13 protein-coding genes are annotated in these 22,783 nt (G+C 68.4%); 8 read left to right on the top strand and 5 right to left on the bottom strand.

The features are described 5' to 3' along the window. Positions 1-6: 6 nt before the first annotated feature. Positions 7-1,014, bottom strand: coding sequence for a diacylglycerol/lipid kinase family protein (locus OWM54_RS23070; protein WP_223750459.1), 1,008 nt, complete (start codon positions 1,012-1,014; stop codon positions 7-9). Positions 1,015-1,094: 80 nt separating this feature from the next. Continuing rightward, a complete protein-coding gene (locus tag OWM54_RS23065; protein WP_223783790.1) occupies positions 1,095-2,099 on the bottom strand; it encodes an SDR family NAD(P)-dependent oxidoreductase in 1,005 nt (334 codons plus the stop codon). A gap of 403 nt (positions 2,100-2,502) precedes the next feature. On the opposite strand from OWM54_RS23065, the gene OWM54_RS23060 reads away from it, so the two are divergent. From OWM54_RS23060 to OWM54_RS23040, 5 genes are all read left to right on the top strand, one after another. Continuing rightward, positions 2,503-4,215, top strand: coding sequence for an Ig-like domain-containing protein (locus OWM54_RS23060; RefSeq protein ID WP_267698880.1), 1,713 nt, complete (start codon positions 2,503-2,505; stop codon positions 4,213-4,215). A gap of 143 nt (positions 4,216-4,358) precedes the next feature. Beyond that, positions 4,359-5,813: a PEGA domain-containing protein gene (locus OWM54_RS23055; protein WP_267698879.1), complete on the top strand. Its 1,455-nt coding sequence runs from the start codon at positions 4,359-4,361 to the stop codon at positions 5,811-5,813. A 134-nt stretch (positions 5,814-5,947) separates the two neighbouring features. Then, entirely contained in the window at positions 5,948-7,369 is a 1,422-nt protein-coding gene (locus tag OWM54_RS23050; RefSeq protein WP_267698878.1) for an IgA Peptidase M64, read from the top strand. A 128-nt stretch (positions 7,370-7,497) separates the two neighbouring features. After that, on the top strand, positions 7,498-10,242 hold the full coding sequence (locus OWM54_RS23045) for a lamin tail domain-containing protein (RefSeq protein ID WP_267698877.1): 2,745 nt from the start codon (positions 7,498-7,500) through the stop codon (positions 10,240-10,242). 165 nt (positions 10,243-10,407) lie between these two features. After that, positions 10,408-13,944 (top strand): putative Ig domain-containing protein, encoded by a 3,537-nt coding sequence (locus OWM54_RS23040; RefSeq protein WP_267698876.1) that lies wholly within the window; start codon positions 10,408-10,410, stop codon positions 13,942-13,944. A 30-nt stretch (positions 13,945-13,974) separates the two neighbouring features. Here the strand turns inward: OWM54_RS23040 and OWM54_RS23035 are convergent, their stop codons facing one another. The 3 genes from OWM54_RS23035 to OWM54_RS23025 all read right to left on the bottom strand — a co-directional run bounded on the left by OWM54_RS23035 (position 13,975) and on the right by OWM54_RS23025 (position 15,605). Beyond that, positions 13,975-14,538, bottom strand: coding sequence for a hypothetical protein (locus tag OWM54_RS23035; RefSeq protein WP_267698875.1), 564 nt, complete (start codon positions 14,536-14,538; stop codon positions 13,975-13,977). A gap of 189 nt (positions 14,539-14,727) precedes the next feature. After that, positions 14,728-15,105, bottom strand: coding sequence for a hypothetical protein (locus OWM54_RS23030; protein WP_267698874.1), 378 nt, complete (start codon positions 15,103-15,105; stop codon positions 14,728-14,730). Next, positions 15,102-15,605 carry a hypothetical protein gene (locus OWM54_RS23025; RefSeq protein ID WP_267698873.1) on the bottom strand — a complete coding sequence of 168 codons (504 nt, stop codon included), beginning with the start codon at positions 15,603-15,605 and terminating at the stop codon, positions 15,102-15,104. Before OWM54_RS23025 ends, OWM54_RS23030 begins: the two co-directional genes overlap by 4 nt. Before the next feature lie 227 nt (positions 15,606-15,832). Here OWM54_RS23025 and OWM54_RS23020 point away from each other — a divergent pair, with 227 nt between their 5' ends. From OWM54_RS23020 to OWM54_RS23010, 3 genes are read left to right on the top strand one after another with little or no spacing between them, the layout of a single operon-like run. Then, positions 15,833-18,592 carry a TerB N-terminal domain-containing protein gene (locus OWM54_RS23020; protein ID WP_267698872.1) on the top strand — a complete coding sequence of 920 codons (2,760 nt, stop codon included), beginning with the start codon at positions 15,833-15,835 and terminating at the stop codon, positions 18,590-18,592. Beyond that, the gene (locus OWM54_RS23015) at positions 18,589-19,929 is read left to right on the top strand and encodes an ATP-binding protein (protein ID WP_267698871.1); all 1,341 of its coding nucleotides are present in this window, start codon (positions 18,589-18,591) and stop codon (positions 19,927-19,929) included. The genes OWM54_RS23020 and OWM54_RS23015 overlap by 4 nt, the downstream gene beginning before the upstream one ends. After that, a complete protein-coding gene (locus OWM54_RS23010) occupies positions 19,904-22,132 on the top strand; it encodes a DEAD/DEAH box helicase (protein WP_267698870.1) in 2,229 nt (742 codons plus the stop codon). The genes OWM54_RS23015 and OWM54_RS23010 overlap by 26 nt, the downstream gene beginning before the upstream one ends. Positions 22,133-22,783 lie beyond the last annotated feature (651 nt).

Below are 22,783 nucleotides of genomic sequence, written 5' to 3'. Positions count from 1 at the left end.
GGAGGCTCAGGCCTTCACCATGCGCGACAGCTTGTGCCAGTCGACCAGCTGCACGCTCTCCTCGGCCAGGTCGAACTCCACCGAGCGCCGCAGACCGATGACGTCGCCGCCCATCTGGAAGGGCACCTCGCGGTCGAAGTCCATGCGCAGCTTCTGCACGAACCAGTCGTTCATGTGCGGCAGCGGGTGCTCGCCGCGCCACAGCTTGAACATGTTGCGCGTGGCCTCCAGCACGCCCGCGCCGTACACGCGCACGGAGAGCCGGTGCGGGACCTTCTGGGCGAAGGGGAAGGCCTTGAAGCCGAAGCCCCACTCGGGCGTCGTGGCGGCGCCGGCCACGCCCGCCGGGCCCTCGTACAGGAGCGCGCCCTTCTCGCTGTTGGGCACGGGGACCACGTGGCCCTTCGCGTCCACGGTGAGCGCCGCGTCGCCCAGGTTGTAGACGGACACGCGGGGGTTGCCGCCGCCGAACATGTGCCGGGGCACCGTCCGGGTGAACATCGCGGTGAGGTAGCCGCGCAGCCCCGCCTGCTGGCTGCGCAGGGGGCCGGAGGCCGCGAGCTGATCCTTGAAGTCCTGAATCATCTCCGCGTCCCAGCCGGTGCCCGCGAACGGAGCCACCTTGCCGTCCACGCGGACCAGCGAGAAGGGCCGCAAGGGCGGCAGGTCGTTCTTCATCGCGGCGATCTGCTTGAGCGCCACGGAGGGCTTCGGGGCGCCGGTGACCCGGGCCCAGGCGTTGCCGGTGCCCATGGGCAGCACGCCGATGGCGGGCAGCGCCACGCCCGCCGCGCGCAGCTCGTTGAGCAGCCCGGTGATGGTGCCATCGCCGCCGCCAGCCAGGAGGAGCGAGGGCGGGTTGGGCCGGAGCTGGTCGGAAATCCAGTGACGGGCCTCGTCGAGCGAGCGGGTGAGCGCCACGCGGGCACGGGGGAGGAAGCGCTGCACCAGGCCGCCGACTCCCTCGGAGCCACGGCGTGCGCGCAAGTTGACGAGGACGGCGATGTCGGTCATGGCGGCCGGACTTTCCCCGGGCCGTGTCATGGCCCGGTCACGGGACGCGAGGGACTCGCCCCGTGACGACAATGTGTGTCTCACACGCCCAGTGCGTGGGCGACACGTGCGCCGAGCCGCCCTCGGGCTTCCCTCCTCCCCAGCCAGGCGGCCGTGGCGACCACGCCCCCCGCGAAGAGGAGGCGGCGCAGGGCTTGCTTGCCCTTCGAGTGGTAGCCGCCGGACGCCGCGGTGCCCTCGGGCATGGGGCGGAAGAGGCTGCCGGCGGTGGCGCCCTGGCGCTCGTCCTCGAAGTGATGCGCCTCGGTGGCGCCGTTCATGGTGCGCTCGAAGGTGCGAGGCATCAGGCCGTGCATGGCGGCGAAGGCGCGGGCGGCGGGGCCGACGAGGACCTCGGCGCGAGGCTTTCGCAAGACGAGGAGGATGCTCCGGGCGACGCGCTCGGGGGTGTAGACGGGCTCGACGGGGCGCACGCGCCAGCCGGTGTAGTTGGCGGTGTGGTGCCACAGGGGCGTGTCGATGGCGGCGGGCATGACGGTGCAGACGTGGATGCCGGTGTCGAGCAGCTCCTGGCGGACGGAGGCGGTGAAGCCGCGCACGGCGTGCTTGGAGGCGACGTAGGCGCTGACGTAGGGGGCGGTGACGGCGCCGAAGGACGAGGAGACGTTGACGAGGGTGCCGTAGCCCTGGCGGCGGAACTGGGTGACGGCGGCGCGGGTGCCGCTGACGGTGCCGAAGAAGTTGGTCTCCATGAGCTGGCGGAAGGCGTCGTCGGGGGTCTCCTCCAGGCTGCCCATGAGGTAGACGCCGGCGTTGTTGATCCACGCGTCGAAGCGGCCGAAGGCTCGCACGGCCTCCTGGGCGAGGGCCTGGACGGAGGTGGCGTCGGAGACGTCGGTGGGGACGGCGACGGCGCGGACGCCCCGGGCTTCGCACTCATGGGCGAGGTCCTCGAGCGGGTCTTCGCGGCGGGCGGCGAGGACCAGGTGGGCGCCCTTCTTGGCGAGGGCGAGGGCAGTGGCGCGGCCGATGCCACTGGACGCTCCGGTGATGACGACGACGCGGTTCTTCCAGGCACGCTTCATGGGTGCGAAGTCTCCCGTGGGTGAGTGGTCGCGGCCGTGGCGACGGACCCCTTGGACCAAGATGGGGATGGAGGCGGGCGGCGCCCCGTGCCCCGTGGGGCTCCCCAGGAGGGCGGGCGGCGGAGCGGTTTCCTCGTCCGGACCGGGGGTCCCGGCGCGGGACGGGTCCGTGAGGATTCCACCTGGGGCACAGGGGGAGGGAGTCGAGGGTAAGCAGTTGAAAGCAGGGGGTTTGAAGGGGGTGAGGGAGGGCTGCTATGTGCGGAGGACTGTCCTGTGGGCAACGGAATGGGGCCTGCACCGACGTCTCGTGATGCGCACTCCAAGACCTGTCCTGCTGCCCTGGGTGGCTGCTGTCCTTCTGTCCTCGCCGGCCTGTATCGAGGTGCCGGCAATCACTCCCGTGAACAGTGAGGTGCGCATCGTCGCGCCCGCGGGAGTGGCCCATACGAATGGCGTCCTGGAGGTCCGGCTGGAGCTCGCGGGGAATGTCCCGGACCGGCTGGAGCTGCTCCGGGACGGAGAGGTGCTCGCGGTGCTGGAGCCTCCGTACGTGTATGCGTGGGACACCACGGTGGAGGCGGAGGGGGAGCACACGCTGCGGACCCGGACGGTGTTCGGGGAGACGGTGTTCGAGGGGGAGTCGCGGGAAGTGGTGGTGGACCGGACGCCGCCGAGGCTGGTGACGCGGACACCGGAGCCAGGCGCACAGATGGTCTGGGTGAAGGCGCCCATCCAGGCGGAGTTCTCGGAGCCGATGAGGGTGGACACGGTGACGAGCACCACGGTCCGGCTCACGGTGGGTGACTCGGAAGTGTCCCGGACCGTGGGTCTGTCGGGGGATGGGAAGACGCTGACGGTGTCCCCGGGCGAGGGTTATGCGCCGTCGAACCCGGTTCGACTGGTGCTCACGGAGTCCGTGGTGGATCTGGCGGGGAACAGTCTGGTGCCCGAGTCACGTGGCTGGGATTGGGTGGTTCCGTTCTGGATTCCGTGGGGGACGGGAGATGGGGCGCGCACGTCCTTCTCCAGCGCCGAAACAATGGGGAGCTACGCCTTCGACTCCACCGGCAACCTGATTGCAACATGGCACGACACAAGATCTTCATACAGCTATCTTCGTGTCAGGCGTTTTGCGAATGGCGAGTGGATAGACTATGGCTCATCAGGAGTGGCTTCCTCAACCATCTCAGGCATTTCCAAGGCCTCACTCATTCTCAATCCAGAGGGCCATCCGATAGTTGCCTGGATGCAGGAGCACAACCAAAGCCCATACAGCGCGCGCATCCACGCTTCCCAATGGACCGGGACAAATTGGAGCCCGATGGGGATATCAAGTATCGAAGAGGACGACGCCAAGATCTACAAGACCGCACCATACCTCACATGGACTGCGTCGGGTCGTCCAGCCATCACCTGGGCAGAACGAGATGCCTCCGGAAACTCAACCATCTGCGCTGCCGAGTGGAGTGCAGGCAATTGGTACATCCAAGGTGCCTGCTTCAACATTCAAGAGCAAACGAAGGAGGCTTACTATCCCCCCATCCTCAAATATGCGAGCAACAACATCCCCACGATGGCCTGGATCGCAAAAAACCCATTCAACATCTACGCCGTCCATGCAGGCCAGTTGCACAACGACGTATGGGAGCCTCTTTTTCAAGAGGATCTCGAGATACTCAACCAAGATCCGTATGTCTCTCTGGCCATTGGCCCCTCAGATACTCCCATTCTCTCGTGGCTCTACACTGCAGGCGATGGTCACGAAGCAGTGACCACCTCCAGATGGCATGACTCCGCCTGGACGCTCCTGGGGCCCGCGACAATGCCTCTGTCAGGGGATCTGACCATGATGGCCCCGGCACTCCAAACAGATGCATCTGGAACCCCATTTATCGCCTGGACCGGCCACAGTTCCCCGAAGCACCGATTGCACGCAGCCCGTTGGACCGGACAGCAGTGGGAGTCCCTCGACGACAGCTCTTTGGCGAATGACGGCGCGCCCCTCACCAGTTTCCATTCGCTTCAAAGCATGAAGCTTGGCGAAATCATCCTCTCCTGGCAGGAAAGTACTGGAACGGGAACCCGGATGCGCGTGCGTCGCTTCAATCGATAGTTTTCAAAACTCGTCATCGCGTTCGGCACAAATCCTGGCAGCCACCCGGTACCACTCCACGGACCTTCCCGATGTCAGCCCTCCGACTCCTCATCTTTCTCATCACGGCACTTCCTGTACTCGGACTCGCGGCACCGCGGCGCATGGTCGTCGCGAGTGGCGACTGCAAGGACGCAGAGCTGGGAAGCCAGGCCAATGCATTCCTGGGCGCCCTCGTGTCCCGCCCCGAGCAGGACGTCCTGAGCGCGGAGGGCTTCAGCGAGCGGCTCTTCCCTCAACCCAGCAAGAGCTACGAGGACCTCCAACGCCAGCTCGACTCGGCGCAGGACCACTTCTACGAGAACCGCAACGCCAAGGCGGCACAACTGGTCGACGAGGCGCTCCAGCAGATCAACCGGCTCCCCGTTGGAGAGGCACGCCGGAAGCTCTTCGTGAGCGCCCAGCTCCTGCACGGAATCAACTACCGAGCCATGTCTCGGCAGAAGGAGAGCGACGCCGCGTTCCGCAATGTACTGCGGCTTCAGCCCACATACACGCTCGACCCCGACTACTTCGCCCCCTCCGTGAGGCAGAGCTTCGAGAAGCTGCGGCGGGAGATGAATCAGGCTCGCAAGGTGAGGCTCTCGATTCGGTCCACGCTGCCGACCTCGGACGTCTATCTGGATGGCCTCAAGGTGGGCCAGTCGCCGATGACGCTCGATGTGCCGGCGGGCACGTATGACCTGACCGTGATGAAGGGCGACGCCATCAGCTTCCCCCGGCAGATCCAGGCGCAAGGCGCGGACACACCGCTGCTCGTCGACCTCGCCTACGAGGGTTCCATCATCGCCACGCCGTTCCCCTGTCTCACCACGACGGACGGCAGTGACGAGCGGACCCTGAGCCACGCGGTCCGACTGGGAGGCACGCTCGGCGTCGAGGAGGTCATCGTCGTGCGCCTGGAGCGCCCCAGCAGCGGACCCAAGTGGTTCGCGGCCACCGTGCTCAATGTCGAAGGCGGCCAGAAGCTGCGTGAAGGCGGCTTCAAGACCCAGGGCCTCGACGCTCCCGCCGAAGCACTCTCCGCGCTCGTCGACTTCGTGACCACGGGGCGCTCCCCTTCCAACCTCGTGGTGATGAACTCCAATGGCCGCGCGCCTTGGGAGCAGCCCAGCACCACGGACAAAAACGGAACTCCACCGGCAAGCGGCCTGGATGTCAGCGCGCCGGACCGCCTGACGGAGGGCGTCACAGGCACTGCATCCCAGTCCACTCCCGGCCTGCGGGTGGCGTCCTACGTCCTGCTCGGTGCGGGCGTGGCCGCGCTGGGTGGCGCGGGCGTGGTGCGACTGCTGGCTCAGAAGGACGTGAACGACTTGGAGAAGCGGCTCGAGAACGGTCGTATCCGCTCCACGGACCAGGAGTCCCTGCGCCTGCGAGATTCCCTCGTGCAGAAGAACAACCTCCTCACGGGGCTGCTGGTCGGAGGCGGTGCCGCGGCCGTGACGGGCGCAGTGCTCTTCCTGCTCTCGCCCTCACCCGAGGCGCCCCCGCCTGTCTCCGTGGGTGTCGCCACGGATGGTGACGGTTTCTCCGCGAGCCTCTCCGGAACCTTCTGACTTTCGCGCCTTCATGACCTGGCGACGGCCCACTCTCGCTTGGAGTGGGCCTGCCGTGCCTCTCTGCGTCAGGAAGGCCGCGCTTTCGCGCACGTGGCGCGCCAGCCTCGCATCCGCGGCGTAGAGTGCCGCGCATGACGCGAGCCCTACTTGCCCTCCTGCTGCTGTTCACGAGCGCTTCCGCCGCGGCCCCTCGCACCCTCCGGGTGGATTACTTCCACACCGGCAACGCCACCGAGGAGCGCTTCAGCCTCGACAAGGTCGTCATCGAGCCGCTGCCCTGGCCGGGACATCCCCAGCGGACCATCGATGACACCAACCTCGGCAAGTACCTCTACGAGGTCCGGGACCGTGAAACGAACCAGCTCCTCTTCTCCCGCGGCTTCGCCTCCATCTATGGCGAGTGGGAGCTGACCACCGACGCGAAGAGCGAGAACCGCACCTTCCACGAGTCCCTGCGCTTCCCCACACCCGAGCGCCCCGTGCAGGTGCTCGTGAAGAAGCGCGACGCACAGAACGCCTTCCGCGAGGTGTGGTCGCTCGTCGTCGACCCCAAGGGCATGTTCGTGGACCCGTCCTCGCCTCCCGCGCCGGGCCCGCTCCTGAAGCTCCTGGAGAACGGGCCGCCGGAGCAGAAGGTGGACCTGCTCATCCTCGGTGACGGCTACACCCAGGCCGAGCGCGGTAAGTTCGAGAAGGACGCCAGGCGGATGGTGGACATCCTCTTCACCTTCTCGCCCTTCAAGGAGCGCAAGGCGGACTTCAACGTCTGGGGGCTCGTCCCCGCCGCCACGCAGTCCGGCATCTCCCGGCCTTCCACCGGCGTCCACAAGCGCTCGCCCGTGGGCACCACGTATGACGCGTTCGGCAGCGAGCGCTACGTGCTCACCTTCGACAACAAGGCGTTCCGCGAGCTGTCCGCCTTCGCGCCCTACGAGTTCGTGGAAATCCTCTCCAACGGCAACACCTACGGAGGCGGAGGCATCTTCGGCCTCTATGGCACGGTGGCATCCGACAGTCTGTGGGCCCCCTACGTCTTCGTCCACGAGTTCGGCCACCACTTCGCGGGGCTCGCGGACGAGTACTACACCTCCGAGTCCGTCTACGTCCCCAGCGAGGACCGCCTGGAGCCGTGGGAGAAGAACGTCACCGCGCTCAAGGACCCCGAGCAGATCAAGTGGAAGCATCTGGTGACGACTGGGACACCCTTGCCCACCCCTTGGGGCAAGGAGGCCTACGAGAACCACTCCAACGACATCCAGAAGCGCCGCCGCCAGGTCCGCGCCCAGCGCAAGCCGGAGTCGGAGATGGACTCGCTGTTCATCGCCCAGCGCGACTGGGAGGAGAGGTTCCTCTCCTCCCAGAAGTACTCGGGAAAAGTGGGCGCCTTCGAGGGCGCGAACTACGAGGCGCGTGGGTATTACCGACCCCAGCTCGACTGCGTCATGTTCACGCGGGACCGGGTACCCTTCTGCGCGGTGTGTCAGAGCGCGATTTCACAGGTCATCGACTTGTACGCGGGTCAACGCGGCCAGACACCCCGCAAGACTCCGTGAAAGCCTGACTTTTCAAGGGAATCCCGCGTGACATGGCGGTGTCACGCGGGCCCCGCAATGGACCCTCTCCGGGTTCGGGTGTAAGGGGGCGGGGCTACTACCTGCCGCATCCCAATGGAGGGGACCGCATGCTGAAGCGAAATTGGCTTCCAGCTCTCATGACCGCCGTGTTCGTCACGCTGGGCACGGGCTGTGGAGACGAGTGCGTCGACCAGTTTGACTGTCGCGCCGACAACGGCCAGCCGAGCGCTGGCAATGAGTGGGTCTGTGACGATGGCACCTGCAAGCAGGAGCCCATCACGCAGCCGCCGGCGCCGGATGCGGGCACGCCGGACTCCGGTACGCCGGACTCGGGCACGCCGGACTCCGGTACCCCCGACTCGGGCACGCCGGACGCGGGCGTGACGTGCAGCCCGGCTTGCGCCACGGGTGAGATTTGCGATGTGAGCTCTGGCACGGGCGTGTGCAAGACCTGCCGTGACACGGCGACGGCCGCGGGCACCGACGAGGGCTGCTCCGCCACGACGCCCATCTGCGACCCGACGGGCGCGAGCGGCAAGGGCGTGTGCACGGCGTGCCGTGACACGGCCACGGGCAGCGGCCAGGACAACGGCTGCTCCGCCGAGACGCCGGTTTGCGACACCGCCGGCAACAACGGCGTGGGCGTCTGCAAGGCGTGCACGGACTCCGCGACGGGCAACGGCCAGGACAACGGCTGCTCGGCCACGGCGCCCATCTGCGACGCGGCGGCCAACAACGGCGCGGGCGCGTGCAAGGTCTGCGTGGACTCGGCGACGAGCCCCGACCTGGGCTGCTCCTCGCCCACCAACATCTGCGACACGGCGGCCAACAACGGCGCGGGCGAGTGCAAGGTGTGCAACGCCACCGAGGGTTGCCAGGGTGAGCAGACGTGCAACGCCACGGGCACGGCCTGCGAGGGCTGCGCGGACAACGCCTCGTGCGACCCGTCGACCCCGGTCTGCCGCACGGACACCACGCCGACGGCGTGCGTCGAGTGCACCGCGGACCAGACCGCGCACTGCGATGCGACCAAGCCAGCCTGCAACGCGAACTACCTGTGCGGCTGCACGACGAACGAGCAGTGCGCCGGCGTGCCGGACAGCGCCCGTGACTTCTGCGACACGACGGGCAACAACGGCCGTGGCCAGTGCGAGGTCTGCGTCACCGACGCGCAGTGCGCGGGTGTGGACCCGACGAAGCCGGTCTGCAACAACCGCACGGCGTGCGTGCAGTGTCTGACGAACGCGAGCTGCTCGGCGGGTCAGGTCTGCAACACGACGACCAACGCGTGCGAGACGGCTCCGGGCCCGACGGCGGCGGAGACCAGCGCCCAGATTACGGCGTTCCTGACTGCGGAGCCCGCGGGCATCAACCAGGCGGTCAACGGCGCGTATGTCACGTTCATCAAGCCCACCGTGCAGGGGCAGGCGGCCACGGAGCAGGTGGGCTTCTTCCTCCAGGCGGAGCCCAATGGTCCCGCGATGTTGGTCACCGATGCTGCGGCCCTGAGCCAAGTCTCTGTGGGAGACCGCGTCAGCCTGACCGTCACCGAGAAGGTGGTCACCAGCGAGATCAAGGAGGCCAAGACCGTCACGAACTTCGCCCGTCTCAGCCAAGGCCACAGCGTGAGCTCACTCGTCGTCAACCGCTCCAGCGCGACCGACCTCATCAGTGCACTCGACACCTACGCGTACGAGCTCATCTCGCTGTCGGGAACCATCACTGATACCGGGAATGGCCAGGGAACTGGCTTCACCGGCTATCGGTTCACCACGGAAGGTGTCACCACGGCTGCCGATGGCCTCCGATTGCGTTTGCCTACGAGCCTCGTACCGGCGCTGGAAGTCGTGCAGGGATGCCAGTTCACCCTCGTGGGTCCCATGTGGCGGTTCGGCGCCACGGCGCAGCCCTCGGCCTTCTCCGCTTCGGACATCACGCTCAACTGCCCGGCACCGAAGCTGCTCACGGCCACTGGCGTGTCCGCCACGGAGGTCCGGCTCACCTTCGACCGTAAGATTGATGCTGCGTCGGTGCAGGCAGCGGACTTCACCATCGCCAACCTGACGGTCTCGGGTGCCTCGGTCGAGGGAGCGCTCGTGACTCTCACCACCAACGAGCAGACGCCGGCGACGGCCTACACGGCGACTGTCACGGGCGAGGTCACCGACCTCAGCGGCAAGCCGGTCAACCCCGCGAACAACAGCGCGAACTTCACCGGCTTCACGCCTCCGCCCGAGGGCGCCTCTCTCGTCATCAACGAGATTGACTACGACAACGTCGGCACGGACAACGCGGAGTTCATCGAAATCTACAACCGCGGTAACGCGGCCGCCGACCTGAGTGACCTTCGCCTGCTCCTGGTCAATGGCGATGCGCCTGCCACCGCGCCGCGCCGCCCGTACAAGGAGTTCCTGCTGAGCACCGTGACCGATGCCAGTGGCGCTACGGTGACGTCGCTGCCTGCTGGGGGATACCTGGTCGCCGCGTCCGCGAACTACTTCGCGGCCAACCCGCTCCCGGGTGTTCTCCGCTTGATCATCGTGTCTGCCTCGAACCAGCAGACGGACATCATCCAGAACGGCTCTGGCGACGGCGTGGGTCTCCTCAAGTTCTCCACGGGAGAAATCATCGACACCGTCTTCTATGAGCCTGGCAATCAGAACCCCGTGTTCAACATCGAAACGGGCGTGGGAGCCGTGGACCGAAGCTTCGTCGAAGGCACCCGAACCACTGCTGCGGATTCGACCTCGGCGGCTGGCTCACTCCAGCGCGTTCCCAACGGTGGAGACACCAACAACAATGACGCCGACTTCGCGTTCCTGCCCATCTCGCCGGGCGGTCCGACGCCGTAGTCGTCTGATTCTCTGTTCTTGAGACACCGGCCGCGGTCCCTTCGGGGGCCGCGGCCTTTTTATTGGCCGCAGCCTGGGCGGCCTTGAATCCATGTCATTCCCGGTGACTACAGTGTTGACTGCACCACGGAGCACAACCTCCTGCTCCGACGGACCGGAGTCCCCATGCGGTCAAGCCGCGCCCTTTCGCTGCTGCTCATTGTCTCTCTCGCAGCCTGCTCCAGTTCCCCGCCACCGAAGCTCCCGGACACGCCCGACTCGGGCCCCGGCCCTTCCGATGGCGGCGACAATCCGCTCTCCATCCAGTCCACCGCGCTCCCCGACGCCTACCTCGGTGAGTCGTACGCCTCGCCCCTCGTCGCCTCCGGCGGCACCTCCCCCTTCGTCTGGAGCCTCGCCAGCGGTGAGCTGCCCTCGGGCCTGAGCCTCTCCAACCAGGGCCTCGTGGCCGGCACCCCCACCGCCGTCGGCTCCTTCTCCGCCACCCTCCAGGTCGAGGACAGCGCCGGCACCCGCGTCTCCAAGCAGTTCGAGCTCACCGTCCTCACCCCGCCGACACTCGCCAACACCAACCTGTCTCTCGGCGTCGTCGGCGCGCCCTACACGTTCAACTTCACGGCCTCGGGCGGCCGCCCTCCCCTCTCCCTCCATCTCGCCTCGGGCACGCTGCCCGCGGGGCTCCGCCTCGACGCCCTGTCCCTCGTCGGTACCCCCACCACCTCGGGCACGTCGACCTTCACCCTCGAGGTCCGGGATGCCAACAACCGCTCGGCCTCCGCCGCCTTCCAGCTCACCGTCCGCGACGGCCTCACCATCACCGCCACCCACCTCCCCGATGCCTATACGGACAGGACCTACGCCCAGGCCCTCACCGCGCTCGGCGGCACGGCGCCGTACACGTGGGCGCTCGTCAGCGGGACGCTGCCTCCCGGACTGAGCCTCCGCGACTCGGGCCACCTCGAAGGGACGCCCACCACGTCGGGCGACTTCACCCTCGTCCTCCGCGTCACGGACTCCGCCGGCGCCACGGACTCGCGTGAGGTCTCTGTCTCGACCTATCTGCCTCCCGCGTTCGCCGCCGTTCCCGCGCTGAGCTTCTACGTCCGCGACAACGTCACCCGCCCCCTCGAGGCCTCCCAGGGCAAGCCCCCGTACCTGTTCACCACGACGGGGCCCCTCCCTCCCGGAATCACCCTCGCTCGCGAGGGGCTCCTCCACGGCCAGCCCACCCAGAGCGGCGACTTCACCTTCAATGTCGTCGCCAGTGACGCCAACAGCCGCACGGTCTCGCGCTCCGTCTCCGTCTCCGTCTCCACGCTGCCCACCATCACCACGCAGAGCCTCCCCGAGGCGACTCGCGGCATCGCCTACCAACACACCCTCGGCGCCACGGGTGGCCAGGGCACCCTTTCCTGGACGCTCGCCTCCGGTGCACTCCCCCCGGGCATCTCCCTGTCGACCCAAGGCGCGCTGAGCGGCACGCCCTCGACCACGGGTTCCCACGCGGTCACCCTGCGCGTCTCCGACACGAATGGCCGCACCGACAGCCGCGCACTCGCGCTCATCGTCGAGGCTCCGCTCTCCCTGAGCGGCACCCTCGCGGATGGCTACGCGGGCACCTCGTACTCCAGCTCCATCACCGCGGCGGGCGGGCGCGCGCCCTTCTCCTGGAGCATCGCCTCGGGCACGCTGCCCTCGGGACTCAGCCTCTCACCGGACAACGGGCTCGTGTCCGGTACCCTCGGCCCCACCGCCGCCTCCTCCACCGTCACCCTTCGCGTCACCGACGTCGCCAGCCGCGCCGCCACGCTTCAGGTCACGGTCTCCGTCTACGCGCTCCCCAGCGTCACCACGGACCTGCTGCCGCCCGCCACGCTCGGACAGCCGTACTCGACCCAGCTCGCCGCCTCCGGTGGCAAGGCGCCCATCACCTGGAGCATCGCCTCGGGCACGCTGCCCTCGGGACTGAGCCTCTCCACGTCCGGCCTCATCAGCGGCACCACGAACGCGAGCGCCACCACCTTCACCGCGCGCGCCACCGACGCCAACGGCCGCTTCGCGGACAAGAGCCTCTCGTTCACCACCATCGAGCCGCCTCCCGCGGTGACGACCACGACCCTGCCCGACGCCACCGTGGGCCAGCCCTACTCCGTCACCCTCACCGCGTCCGGTGGCAGGGCGCCCCTGCGGTGGAGCACCTCGAGCACGCTGCCCGCGGGGCTCTCGCTCTCCACGACGGGGACGCTCTCCGGCACCCCCACCACGGCGGGAACCCCGCGCATCACGTTCGTGGTGACCGACGACCGGAACTCCTTCGCCTCACGCGAGCTGCCGCTCAACATCCTCCCAGCGGGCGTCGAAATCACCGTGGGCCACTGGAACCTCGAGTGGTTCGGCTCGGACACCCTGGGCCCTCCGAACTCCACCTCTCCGGGTGGCGCACCCGATGACCTGCAGATCGCCCACACCCGCGACATCCTCCGCGACACCGGCGCCAACATCTGGGGGCTCGTCGAGGTCGTGGACAATCAGGACTTCGAGACCGTGCTCGCGCAGCTCCCCAACCACCAGGGCTTCGTCGCCAATGACTGGAGCCGCGTCCCCAACACCGGCGGCTACTACTCCACGAACGAGCAGAAGCCGGCCATCCTCTACGACGACAGCGTCACGTTCCAGAGCGCCGAGCTCATCCTCGTGGAGAGCGAATCCCTCTTCGCCGGACGCCCTCCCCTGCGTGTCGACTTCACCCTGCGAGGGACGACCACGCCCCTGACCGTCATCGTCCTGCACATGAAGGCGTTCGCCGATGAGTCCTCATACGGGCGGCGACGGGAAGCGAGCCTCGGGCTCAAGTCCTATCTCGACAACCAGGCGCTCCAGAACGTGTTCGTCATCGGAGACTGGAATGACGACGTGGACGTGTCCATCACCACCGTCGCCGGGGTCCCGCTGGCCACGCCCTTCGAGAACTTCACCAGCGACTCGAACTACACCTTCATCACCGGGGCCCTGTCGAGTCGCCCGGAGAGCACCACCACCAGCCACTCCGACACCATCGACCACACGCTCGTCAACGCGAGCGTCGCCGGGACCTTCGTCCCGGGCTCGCTGACGGTCATCCGACCCACGGGGATTCCCAACTACGGCAGCGTCGTCAGCGACCATTACCCGGTCGTCAGCCGTTATGCCTTTGGCGGAGCACCGCCGGCTGCGCCGAGGGTCATCATCAACGAGGTCCTCGCCAACGAGCCCTCCACCCCGAACGGCGACGGCACCTCCACGCCGGACCCCGATTACGAGTTCATCGAGCTGGTCAACCTGGGAACGGCCCCCGCCGACGTGTCCGGGTGGACCTTGTCGGACTCCGTCAGCGTCCGTCATGTCTTCGCCAACGGGACCATCGTCCCCGCGGGCAAGGCGTACGTCGTGTTCGGTGGGAATCGTGGCTACTCGCCCGGTACACCGAACACCGTGTCCGCCTCGTCCGGGGCGCTCGGGCTCAACAACAGCAGCGACTCCGTGTTCCTGCGGGCGCTGGACTCGGCCCTCGTGGATGACTTGAGCTACACGGCCACCGAGGACGACACCTCCATCAATCGCTCGCCCGACGCCCAGGCCGGCGCGCCCTTCGTCCGCCATCCCCAGCTCAACCCCACGCTCCGCGCGTCCCCCGGACGGCGCGCGAGTGGTTCGGCGTTCTGAGCGGACGTTGCGGCCCCTGGGTGAGCGTCTTCAGCGAGACGGCGTGGAGGAGCCGCCTCCACGCTGCTCGCCCGATGCTCGTCCTCGGCGGCCCTCGCGCTCGGTGGAGATGTCCCGAGGTGGGCTCACCTCCACGTCCACCTCGCGCGCGACCCAGCCGCCAGGGCCGTCGTCGTAGGTCACCTTGACGGTGTCGCCTTCACGCATCGACGCCAGGCCCACGGCGTTCCCGTTCAGCCTCAACCGTGTATCGGGGACGACCTCGATGTCCTGCTCCACGCCCGCGCCGTCGCGCACGAGCAGCTCGTTGTCCCCCACCCACGTCACCCGGCCGTGCAGGATGCCCGAGGGCTCGGCGCGCCCCGAGCCTCCCACGCCCTGCGCATCCGGGCCTTTCAGTGCCTCGGGGTCCGGCGCCTTCTCACGCGAGGCCATGAGGTCCCGCCAGAACGCCGAGCGCAGCTCACGGTTCTTCGCGGAGGGGAGGCCCTCGCCGCCGCCTCCTCCCGTGTCCTCGTGAGGCTCGCAGCTCACGCCCCAGACGCCCAGCAGGAGCCCCAGCGCCCACCCCCTGACCCGGCGTTTGCGGTTCATCGTCCCGGCCTCCCCATGCGTGTCGTTCCAGAGCCGGAACCACACACCCGACGCATCCGCTGCTTCCGCGTCAACATGTGAACGCTCCAGGCAGCCGAGAACCCCGAGTCCCCACGCCCCGGCCTCACAGGTCCAGGGGCAGGCAGGCATCCCCCCGCGCGCATGCCTCCCCCACGTGGACTTCGCGCCTCAGAACTTCCACTCCGTCTGCTTGCCGAGCGCCGCGCGCGTCGCCGCCACATCCCGCAGCGCCTTGAAGGGCGAGGCGTCGGCCAGCTTCACGACCGACTCCAGGACCGCGGCCGCCATCCCCACGTTGTCGCTGGCGATGGCGCCGTCCAGACGCTCGAAGAGCTGGCGGAAGTTCTCCCGTCGCTCGTCGAAGCTGCGGTCCAGGTAGTCCATGAGCACGTCGCGCATGGCGTGGATGTGCTCGACATCCACCCGGGATTGCTCACGCAGCCGGGTCTGCTCCGTGCGCTCCTTCTGGATGTCGCGCACGCAGTCGGCCACCACCTGGATGCCCGTCAGTACGTCCTTCAGGGACAGCTCTGTCTTCAGCGTCATGACGTCTCCCTTTGGAGCAGGCCACGCGACTGCTCCAGCAAGGTCTCCAGTTGGGTGTTCAGGTCTCCGCCGGCGGCGAAGAGGGGCATCCGCATCAGCTCGCTCTGGGCCTTCACCAGCTGCATCGCGGTGGCGAACCGGGCCAGATGGACATCATCCTCCGCGTCGAGCCGGCCTCCCAGCGCCCACAGCGCGTCGAGGGCTCGACCCGCGCGTTCATCGAGCGCGCCGAGCACCCCGCTCAGCTCCTCCACGCGCGTGCACGCCCGTGCCAGCAGCGCGATGGCCGCGTCGATGGACGCGACCTGGGCGTCGAGCTGCTGTTGCAGCACCTCGCGAGCACCGTCCAACCGCTGAACCGCGTCCCGATGTCGCGCCTCGGCCTCTTCGCCAAGGTCCTTGGCGTCCTTCATACTGTCGATTCCGTCGTACGCCTTCTTGGCGCCGTAACCCATGAGACCCGCGAGGAGGAACGCGGCGGGAATGAGCGGCAGTGGCATCACACACCTCGGCAATGAAACCCAACCATGAGCGAGGCGTCGCAATCCGCGACACGCTTCAGACCCACGCTGGGTCATGACCGCCCCGAGGGAAATACCACTCCGGGGTGAGACTCCGGGGAGCCCTTTCCCTCACGCTCGCGACTGTATCCCGTTACCATTCACTTCACGGGTAGAGACAGACGTGAGCGGTCGCCTTCCTTTGGCGCCGGGCGGGGAGCAACTCAATGGCGGTATGGATTCGGGCGCTGCCGACCCTCGTGGTCGCTGCTCAGTCAGATGGAGCCCGTGGCGCCCTGTGCTGCGTGGTCGTCCTCGGGCTGGGCGCCTGGGGTGGCATCGTCTGGCTCAACAAGGTCAATGCGCGGATGAAGGCCGCGCAGCAGGCGCGAGCTGGCGTCGGGCTCGCGGCTGTCTCGTCCCCGGCCTCGCACGATTCGTCCACCATCGCCCTGCGCTTCGAGAACGTGAGCGCGCCCCGGCTCTCACAAGGGCTCAGGGTCCGTATCGCGGATGAGCCACGGGCCATTGCGAAGAGCGCCGCCGAGCCGCTCGCACAGGCCGCCTCCACGCCGACCGCTTCACGTGTCGAGCCCGCGCAATCGGCGCGCGCCGTCATCGCTCCGCCGACCCCGAGCGAGAAGCCCGTCGAGCCCGCACCGCGCACGCCTTCCTCTCCCGCTCCGACCCCGAAGCCTGTCGAGCCCACGCCGCTCGAACTCAGCGTGCTGTCGACTCCCGCGCCAACCCCGAAGCCCGTTGAGTCCCCGCCCGTCGAGAACGGGCAGCGCGTCGCACCTGCACAACCCCTCGAACCCACGTCCGCGCCACTCGCCGAGGCCGTGCAGCGCATCGTACCCGCGCGGTCCGTTGAGCCTGCGTCCGCGCATGATTCCGAGCCGTCGACTCCCGCTTCGCAGAAGACGGCCTGGATTGCTCCGGGCCAGTCCATCGAGGTCGCCGGTTATACGCTCAAGGATGGAATGGTCTACGTGGGCTCGCGCCTGCGCGCGGTGAAGACCCCAAACACCGAGCCGGCCCTCATCAACCCCAGGCTCGAGGTCGCCGCTCGCCCCAATCGCGGTGGACAGGGCTTGCGATACTGGCCCTCGTACTCGGACCTCTCGCCCGCCTCCCGTGCGGGCTATCTCGCGTGGCTCGCGGGTGGACGGCGTCAGCCTGGAATCGATATCGGCTTCGTCTTCCTGTTCTTCTACGGGCTGGAACGGCGCGTGCTCCACGACCTGGGCACCGAGCCCGCCGCGCTCGCCGAGGCCCGTCTCATCGAAGACGAAGTCCAAGGCCTCCTCGACGTCCACGGCGAGAACAGCTCCTTCGCCAGCTACGCCTCGGCCTTCCTCGACGTCCTGCGCGTGCACCGCGCTGGCGAGGATGGACTGTTGAAGGAGTCCCCCGAGTTCTGGCTGCGCAGCGCCGGCTCCGCCTCGTTCGACGTGCGCATGGCCGCGGGCACCGCCGCCACTCGCGCGCTTCCGCTCCCCGCGGACTGGGCCCTTGTCTGGGCCGTGGAGACCCATGTCACCCGGCTGCGAACTCCCGCCACGCGTTGTCCCGAGGAGTTCCAGGCCCTCTTTCGTGCACGCTATCTGCGAGACCACGGCGCGGGCATCATCCCTCGCGCCCTGAAGGCGAAGGTGGAGGCCCGCTACAACCCCGCGAGCGCATCCTTCGGTGGCTCGGTGCGGCTGTCTTCAGCCTCCATCAACGAGGCCTCCGAGACCTCCCTCAAGCCCGTGCGCGCGCTCATCGAGGAGTGCTGCGAGTCGCTCGAGTCCTACAGCCGCTGGGTGGGCAAGAACCCCGACGCGCGCAACAGCATGAGCGCCCTGGCCCTGCTTCCTCCCGAGCTCGCGGCGTCCATCGACGGAGGCTCGGACGTGCAGGCTCTCCGCGCCCTCTTGCGCCAATCCCTCGGGGACAACCCCTCCGCTCCCGTGCCCGCGACGGAACTCCTGCGGCACTGGCCCACCGCGACCCTCGGCAAGCTCAGCAAGGCGGAGGCCGTGGGGCTCGCCCAGGCCCTCGAGAAGCTGGGCCACGGCATGGAGCCCGACCCTCGCATGGGCGGCGCCGTGCTCTCCCCCGACGAGTCCGCGTGGCTCTTCCCCCTGCCCCCCGATTCACCCAGCGCCCCTTCCGCGAGCTACCTGTCCGCGCTCGCGATGCTGCACCTCGCCGCCGCGGTGGCCACCGCCGATGGCACCGTCTCCACGGATGAAGTCCACCGCATGGAGGCCCTCGTCGAAGCCGCGCAGGGACTGCTCGACTCGGAGAAGGTCCGGCTCCGCGCCCACGTGTCCTGGCTGCTCGCGCGCCCCGCCTCCAGCGCGGGCCACAAGAAGCGCGTGGAGGCGCTGACGCCCGAGGCCCGCACGTCGCTCGGCAACCTCCTGGTCGAGGTCGCCGTCGCCGACGGCGACGTGTCACCCCAGGAGCTCAAGACGCTGTCGAAGCTCTACGCCATGCTGGGGCTCGGCGAGGACACCGTCTACTCGCGCGTCCACGCCGCCACCGCGTCACGACCCGCGACCGAGCCCGTCTCCATGCGACTGGCCGGCGCCCCCGAGCAGGGCTTCGCCATCCCCGCGCCACCTCCAGGGAAGGGCGAGCGGGTGGCGCTCGACATGCGCAGCGTCCAGGCGAAGCTCGCGGAGACCGCCGCGGTCTCCAGCCTCCTGGGGAGCATCTTCGCCGACGAAGAACCCGTCCCTCCCGCGCCCCAGCCAGCGCAGCCAGGGGTCGCGGGGCTCGATGCGCTTCACACGTCGCTGCTGCGCGCGCTCGTCGCGAAGCCCGAGTGGCCTCGCGCGGAGGTGGAGAAGCTGGCCAGCGGACTCGGCCTGCTCCCGGACGGCGCGCTGGATGTCATCAACGACGCGGCCTTCGAGGTGTGCGGCGAGCCCATCCTCGAGGGCGACGAAACCCTTCAGCTCAATGAACAAGCGGTCAAGGAGATGATGTCATGACGGACGCGACGCCCCAGGGACGCATCAGGCCGAAGGACCGGGACACCATCGTCCAGTCGCTGCGCGCGGGCGTCGTGCCTCGCGTGGGACAGCAGCACATCCAGGTGGGTCGGGCCGAAGAGGTCCGCGCCCTGGTCCGCGACGTGGAGCGCATCGCCGAGGGCGGCAGCGCCATCCGCTTCGTCATCGGCGAGTACGGCTCCGGCAAGACGTTCTTCCTCAACCTCATCCGCTCCATCGCGCTGGAGAAGCGGCTGGTCACCCTGCACGCGGACCTCAACCCCGACCGGCGCCTGCACGCGACGGACGGCAAGGCCCGCAGCCTCTACGCGGAGCTGATGCGCAACCTGTCCACCCGGGCCCGTCCCGAGGGCGGCGCGCTCGCCAGCGTCGTGGAGCGCTTCGTCTCCAGCGCCCTCACCGACGCCAAGAGCCGTGAGCTGAACCCCGAGGTGGTCATCCGCGAGAAGCTCGCCGCGCTGTCGGAGCTGGTGGGAGGCTACGACTTCGCGGAGGTCATCGCCGCCTACTGGCGCGGCCATGACACGGGCAACGAGGTGCTCAAGGCCGACGCCGTGAAGTGGCTGCGCGGCGAGTTCTCCACGCGCACCGATGCCCGCAAGGCGCTCGGCGTGCGCACCATCATCGACGACGCGGAGGTCTACGACCAGTTGAAGCTCCTCGCCCGCTTCGTCCGCCTGTCCGGCTACGACGGGTTGATGGTGTGTCTGGATGAGCTGGTCAACCTCTACAAGATGGCCAACACCAAGGCCCGCGCGTCCAACTACGAGCAGATCCTCCGCATCCTCAATGACTGTCTCCAGGGCAGCGCCGAGGGCCTGGGCTTCATCCTGGGAGGAACGCCCGAGTTCCTCATGGACACCCGGCGCGGTCTCTACAGCTACGAGGCCCTCCAGTCGCGCCTCGCCCAGAACACCTTCGCCGTGGGCCACCTGGTCGACTACAGCTCCCCGGTCCTCCGGCTGGCGAACCTCACCCCCGAGGACCTCTACGTCCTGCTCACCAAGCTGCGGCACGTCTACTCCGCGGGAGATGCGTCCGCGCAGCGCCTGCCCGATGAGGGGCTCCACGACTTCATGACCCACTGCTCGGAGCGCATCGGAGAGGCGTACTTCCGCACGCCCCGCAGCACCGTGACGGCGTTCATCAACCTGCTGGCCGTGCTCGAACAGAACCCGGGCGCGGATTGGAAGGAGCTGCTCGGCGGCGTGGAGCTCGCCGCGGACGTCAATCCCGACCTCGCGCCCCTGGGCGAGACGGAGGCGGGAGCCCCCGCGGCCGGAGCGGATGATGAGCTCGCATCCTTCAAGCTCTGACCCGGGCGGCGCCGCGTCGAGCGCCTTCCACCGGCTGCACCCCCAGGTGCGGCGCTGGGTGTGGACCCAGGGGTGGAAGGAGCTGCGCGGCATCCAGGAGGCTGCCATCGTCCCCATCCTCGAAGGGACCCAGGACGTCATCCTCTCCGCGTCGACCGCGAGCGGGAAGACGGAGGCCGCCTTCCTGCCCATCTGCAGCCGACTGGCGGAGGACGCCGGCGGCAGCGTGCGCGCCATCTACGTGGGCCCGCTCAAGGCGCTCATCAACGACCAGTTCGAGCGGCTCGACGGGCTCTGCGACGGACTCCACATCCCCGTGCACCGGTGGCACGGCGATGTGTCCCAGGGCCACAAGGCCCGGCTGCTCCAGTCCCCCGCGGGCATCCTCCTCATCACCCCCGAGTCACTCGAGGCGCTCTTCATCCGGCAGGGCTCCGCGCTCGCCGGGCTGTTCTCCGGGCTGGAGCACATCGTCATCGACGAGCTGCACGCCTTCATCGGCACCGAGCGGGGCTGTCAGCTCCAGTCGCTCCTGCATCGGGTCGAGCTGAGCCTGCGTCGCACCGTGCCCCGCGTGGGCCTCAGCGCCACCCTGGGCGACATGTCGCTGGCCGCGGAGTTCCTCCGTCCCGGCGCGGGCGCGAAGGTGCGGCTGTGCAACTCCGACTCGGGCGGCGGCGAGCTGCTCCTCCAGCTCCGGGGCTATCGCAAGCGCGCGCCCGATGCGCGCACTCCGGAGGAAGACGAGGAGCCCACGGACGGCCCGCCCGAGGACGAGCACGACGTGGGAGCGCACCTCTTCAAGACGCTGCGCGGGACGCACAACCTGGTGTTCGCCAACAGCCGCGCGAACGTCGAGCTGTACGCGGACCTCCTGCGTCGCAGGTGTGAAGACGCGCGGCTGCCCAACGAGTTCTTCCCGCACCACGGCAACCTGTCCAAGGAGCTGCGCGAGGAGGCGGAGGCCGCGCTCAAGGCGAAGCAGCGGCCCGTGAGCCTGGTGTGCACGACGACACTGGAGATGGGCATCGACGTGGGCTCCGTGCAGAGCATCGCGCAGGTGGGCGTGCCTCCCTCGGTGTCCAGCCTCCGTCAGCGATTGGGACGCAGCGGGCGCAAGGGCGGCCCCTCCGTGCTCCGGCTGTATCTTCAAGAAGCGGAGCTGACGAGCACCAGTCCCCTGCCGGACCAGCTCCGGGTGCGGCTGGTCCAGTCGGTGGCGATGCTGGAGCTGCTGCTGACGAACTGGTTCGAGCCCCCCGCCTCGGGCGCCTTCCACTTCTCCACGCTGGTGCAGCAGTTGCTCTCGCTCATCGCCCAGCACGGCGGCGTCAAGGCGGGCGAGGCCTTCCTGGCGCTGTGCCACGAAGGTCCCTTCGCGCGGGTGTCACGCGAGGACTTCGTGCGCTTCCTGCGCGGGCTGGGGCAGCGCGAGCTGCTCTCGCAGTCCTCGGATGGGACGCTGCTGTTGGGCCGCGTGGGTGAGCGGCTCGTCAACCACTACGGCTTCTATGCGGCCTTCGCCTCGGTGGAGGAGTTCCGGCTGGTGGCCGGGGGTCGCACGTTGGGCACGATGCCCATCGACCAGCCGCTCTTCGTCGGCACGTACCTCATCTTCGGTGGACGACGATGGCGCGTGCTCGCCGTGCGGGGCGACGAGAAGGTCGTGGAGCTGGAGCCCGCGCCCGCCGGACGCGTGCCCGTGTTCGAGCCCACCGGGGTCGGCCGCGTGCATGACCGCGTCCGGGAGCAGATGCGCGCCATCTATGCCGGTGAGGGGCTGCCTCGCTACCTGGATGCGCGGGCGCTGGAGTTGCTCGCGGAGGCTCGGGCGACGTTCCAGCGATGGCGGCTCGGCGAGCGCTCCATCGTGGCCTCGGGGATGGAGGTCCATGTCTTCCCGTGGGCCGGTGACGCGGTGGTGCACACGCTGGCGCTCGCGCTCCAGGCCCGTGGGTTGTCGGTGCAGACGCTGGGTCCCGTGTTGAGCGTGACGGGACAGCAGGCCGACGTGGAGGGCGCCCTGCGTGCGCTCGTGGCGGAGGGGCCACCTCGGGCCGAGTCCCTCACGCGCCACGTGGAGAACATGGCGCTCGAGAAACATGACGGCTTCGTGCCGGAGGACCTGCTCGCTCGCGACTACGCCGCCCGGTACCTGGACGTCGAGGGTGCGTGGCGTGTCGCCCGGCAGGTGTTGCAGTGATGCGTCTTCTGACGAGGCCTTGTCTCCCATGAGCCTTCCATCCCAGGAACCCCAGGCTGTCGACCCGATGCCTCCCGCGGACGCGGAGGCCCTCCAGAAGGCCGCCGTCCAGGCCTTCGTCGAGTGGACCCGGCGCCTGCCCGTGCCGCCTCCGAATCCGCAAGAGTTCATCCGCTCCGTGGAGCCGAAGGCGCGCGGAGCCGCACGTATCTACTCCACCATCACGGAGCGGAGGGTCGTGTGGAAGGAAGGTCCGACTCACGGCTCTCCGCCCGTTACAGGATTGAGGCGACAAGCCAGCAGCGTCGACCTCTGGGCGGAAACGTCCGAGAGCCTTCGTAACAGCAGCCTCTCCGTTCTCGCCTGTTCCCCATGCGGAGGCGTGGGCTCGACCCCCTGCCCCAAGTGCAAGGGGAGAGGGAACGTCCAATGCTGGAACTGTCGAGGCACGCGGAAGGCCTACGGCTACGCCAAGGACAATTCTCGACGACTCATGAACTGCCGGCAGTGCGGTGCGAGTGGGAGGGTCTCCTGTAGTGGGTGCAACTCAGGGAGCGTGTCCTGTGCACCCTGTCTGGGACACGGTCGCGAACAGCGCTGGCTCGAATTGGTCGACTCAGTCCGCACCGACGTCCTCGTGATGTCCGAGGA

It is taken from the genome of Myxococcus sp. MISCRS1 (assembly GCF_026626605.1).
Taxonomy (GTDB): Bacteria; Myxococcota; Myxococcia; order Myxococcales; family Myxococcaceae; genus Myxococcus; species Myxococcus fulvus.
This window is presented reverse-complemented; position numbering and strand designations above follow the sequence as displayed.

Excerpts from the sequence above, each read along its gene's own strand:
- OWM54_RS23055 (WP_267698879.1), top strand. The coding sequence starts at position 4,359 with ATGGTCGTCGCGAGTGGCGACTGCAAGGACGCAGAGCTGGGAAGCCAG.
- OWM54_RS23065 (WP_223783790.1), bottom strand. The coding sequence starts at position 2,099 with ATGAAGCGTGCCTGGAAGAACCGCGTCGTCGTCATCACCGGAGCGTCC.
- OWM54_RS23035 (WP_267698875.1), bottom strand. The coding sequence starts at position 14,538 with ATGAACCGCAAACGCCGGGTCAGGGGGTGGGCGCTGGGGCTCCTGCTG.
- OWM54_RS23040 (WP_267698876.1), top strand. The coding sequence starts at position 10,408 with ATGCGGTCAAGCCGCGCCCTTTCGCTGCTGCTCATTGTCTCTCTCGCA.
- OWM54_RS23020 (WP_267698872.1), top strand. The coding sequence starts at position 15,833 with ATGGCGGTATGGATTCGGGCGCTGCCGACCCTCGTGGTCGCTGCTCAG.
- OWM54_RS23050 (WP_267698878.1), top strand. The coding sequence starts at position 5,948 with ATGACGCGAGCCCTACTTGCCCTCCTGCTGCTGTTCACGAGCGCTTCC.
- OWM54_RS23025 (WP_267698873.1), bottom strand. The coding sequence starts at position 15,605 with ATGCCACTGCCGCTCATTCCCGCCGCGTTCCTCCTCGCGGGTCTCATG.
- OWM54_RS23030 (WP_267698874.1), bottom strand. The coding sequence starts at position 15,105 with ATGACGCTGAAGACAGAGCTGTCCCTGAAGGACGTACTGACGGGCATC.
- OWM54_RS23045 (WP_267698877.1), top strand. The coding sequence starts at position 7,498 with ATGCTGAAGCGAAATTGGCTTCCAGCTCTCATGACCGCCGTGTTCGTC.
- OWM54_RS23010 (WP_267698870.1), top strand. The coding sequence starts at position 19,904 with ATGAGCTCGCATCCTTCAAGCTCTGACCCGGGCGGCGCCGCGTCGAGC.
- OWM54_RS23070 (WP_223750459.1), bottom strand. The coding sequence starts at position 1,014 with ATGACCGACATCGCCGTCCTCGTCAACTTGCGCGCACGCCGTGGCTCC.
- OWM54_RS23015 (WP_267698871.1), top strand. The coding sequence starts at position 18,589 with ATGACGGACGCGACGCCCCAGGGACGCATCAGGCCGAAGGACCGGGAC.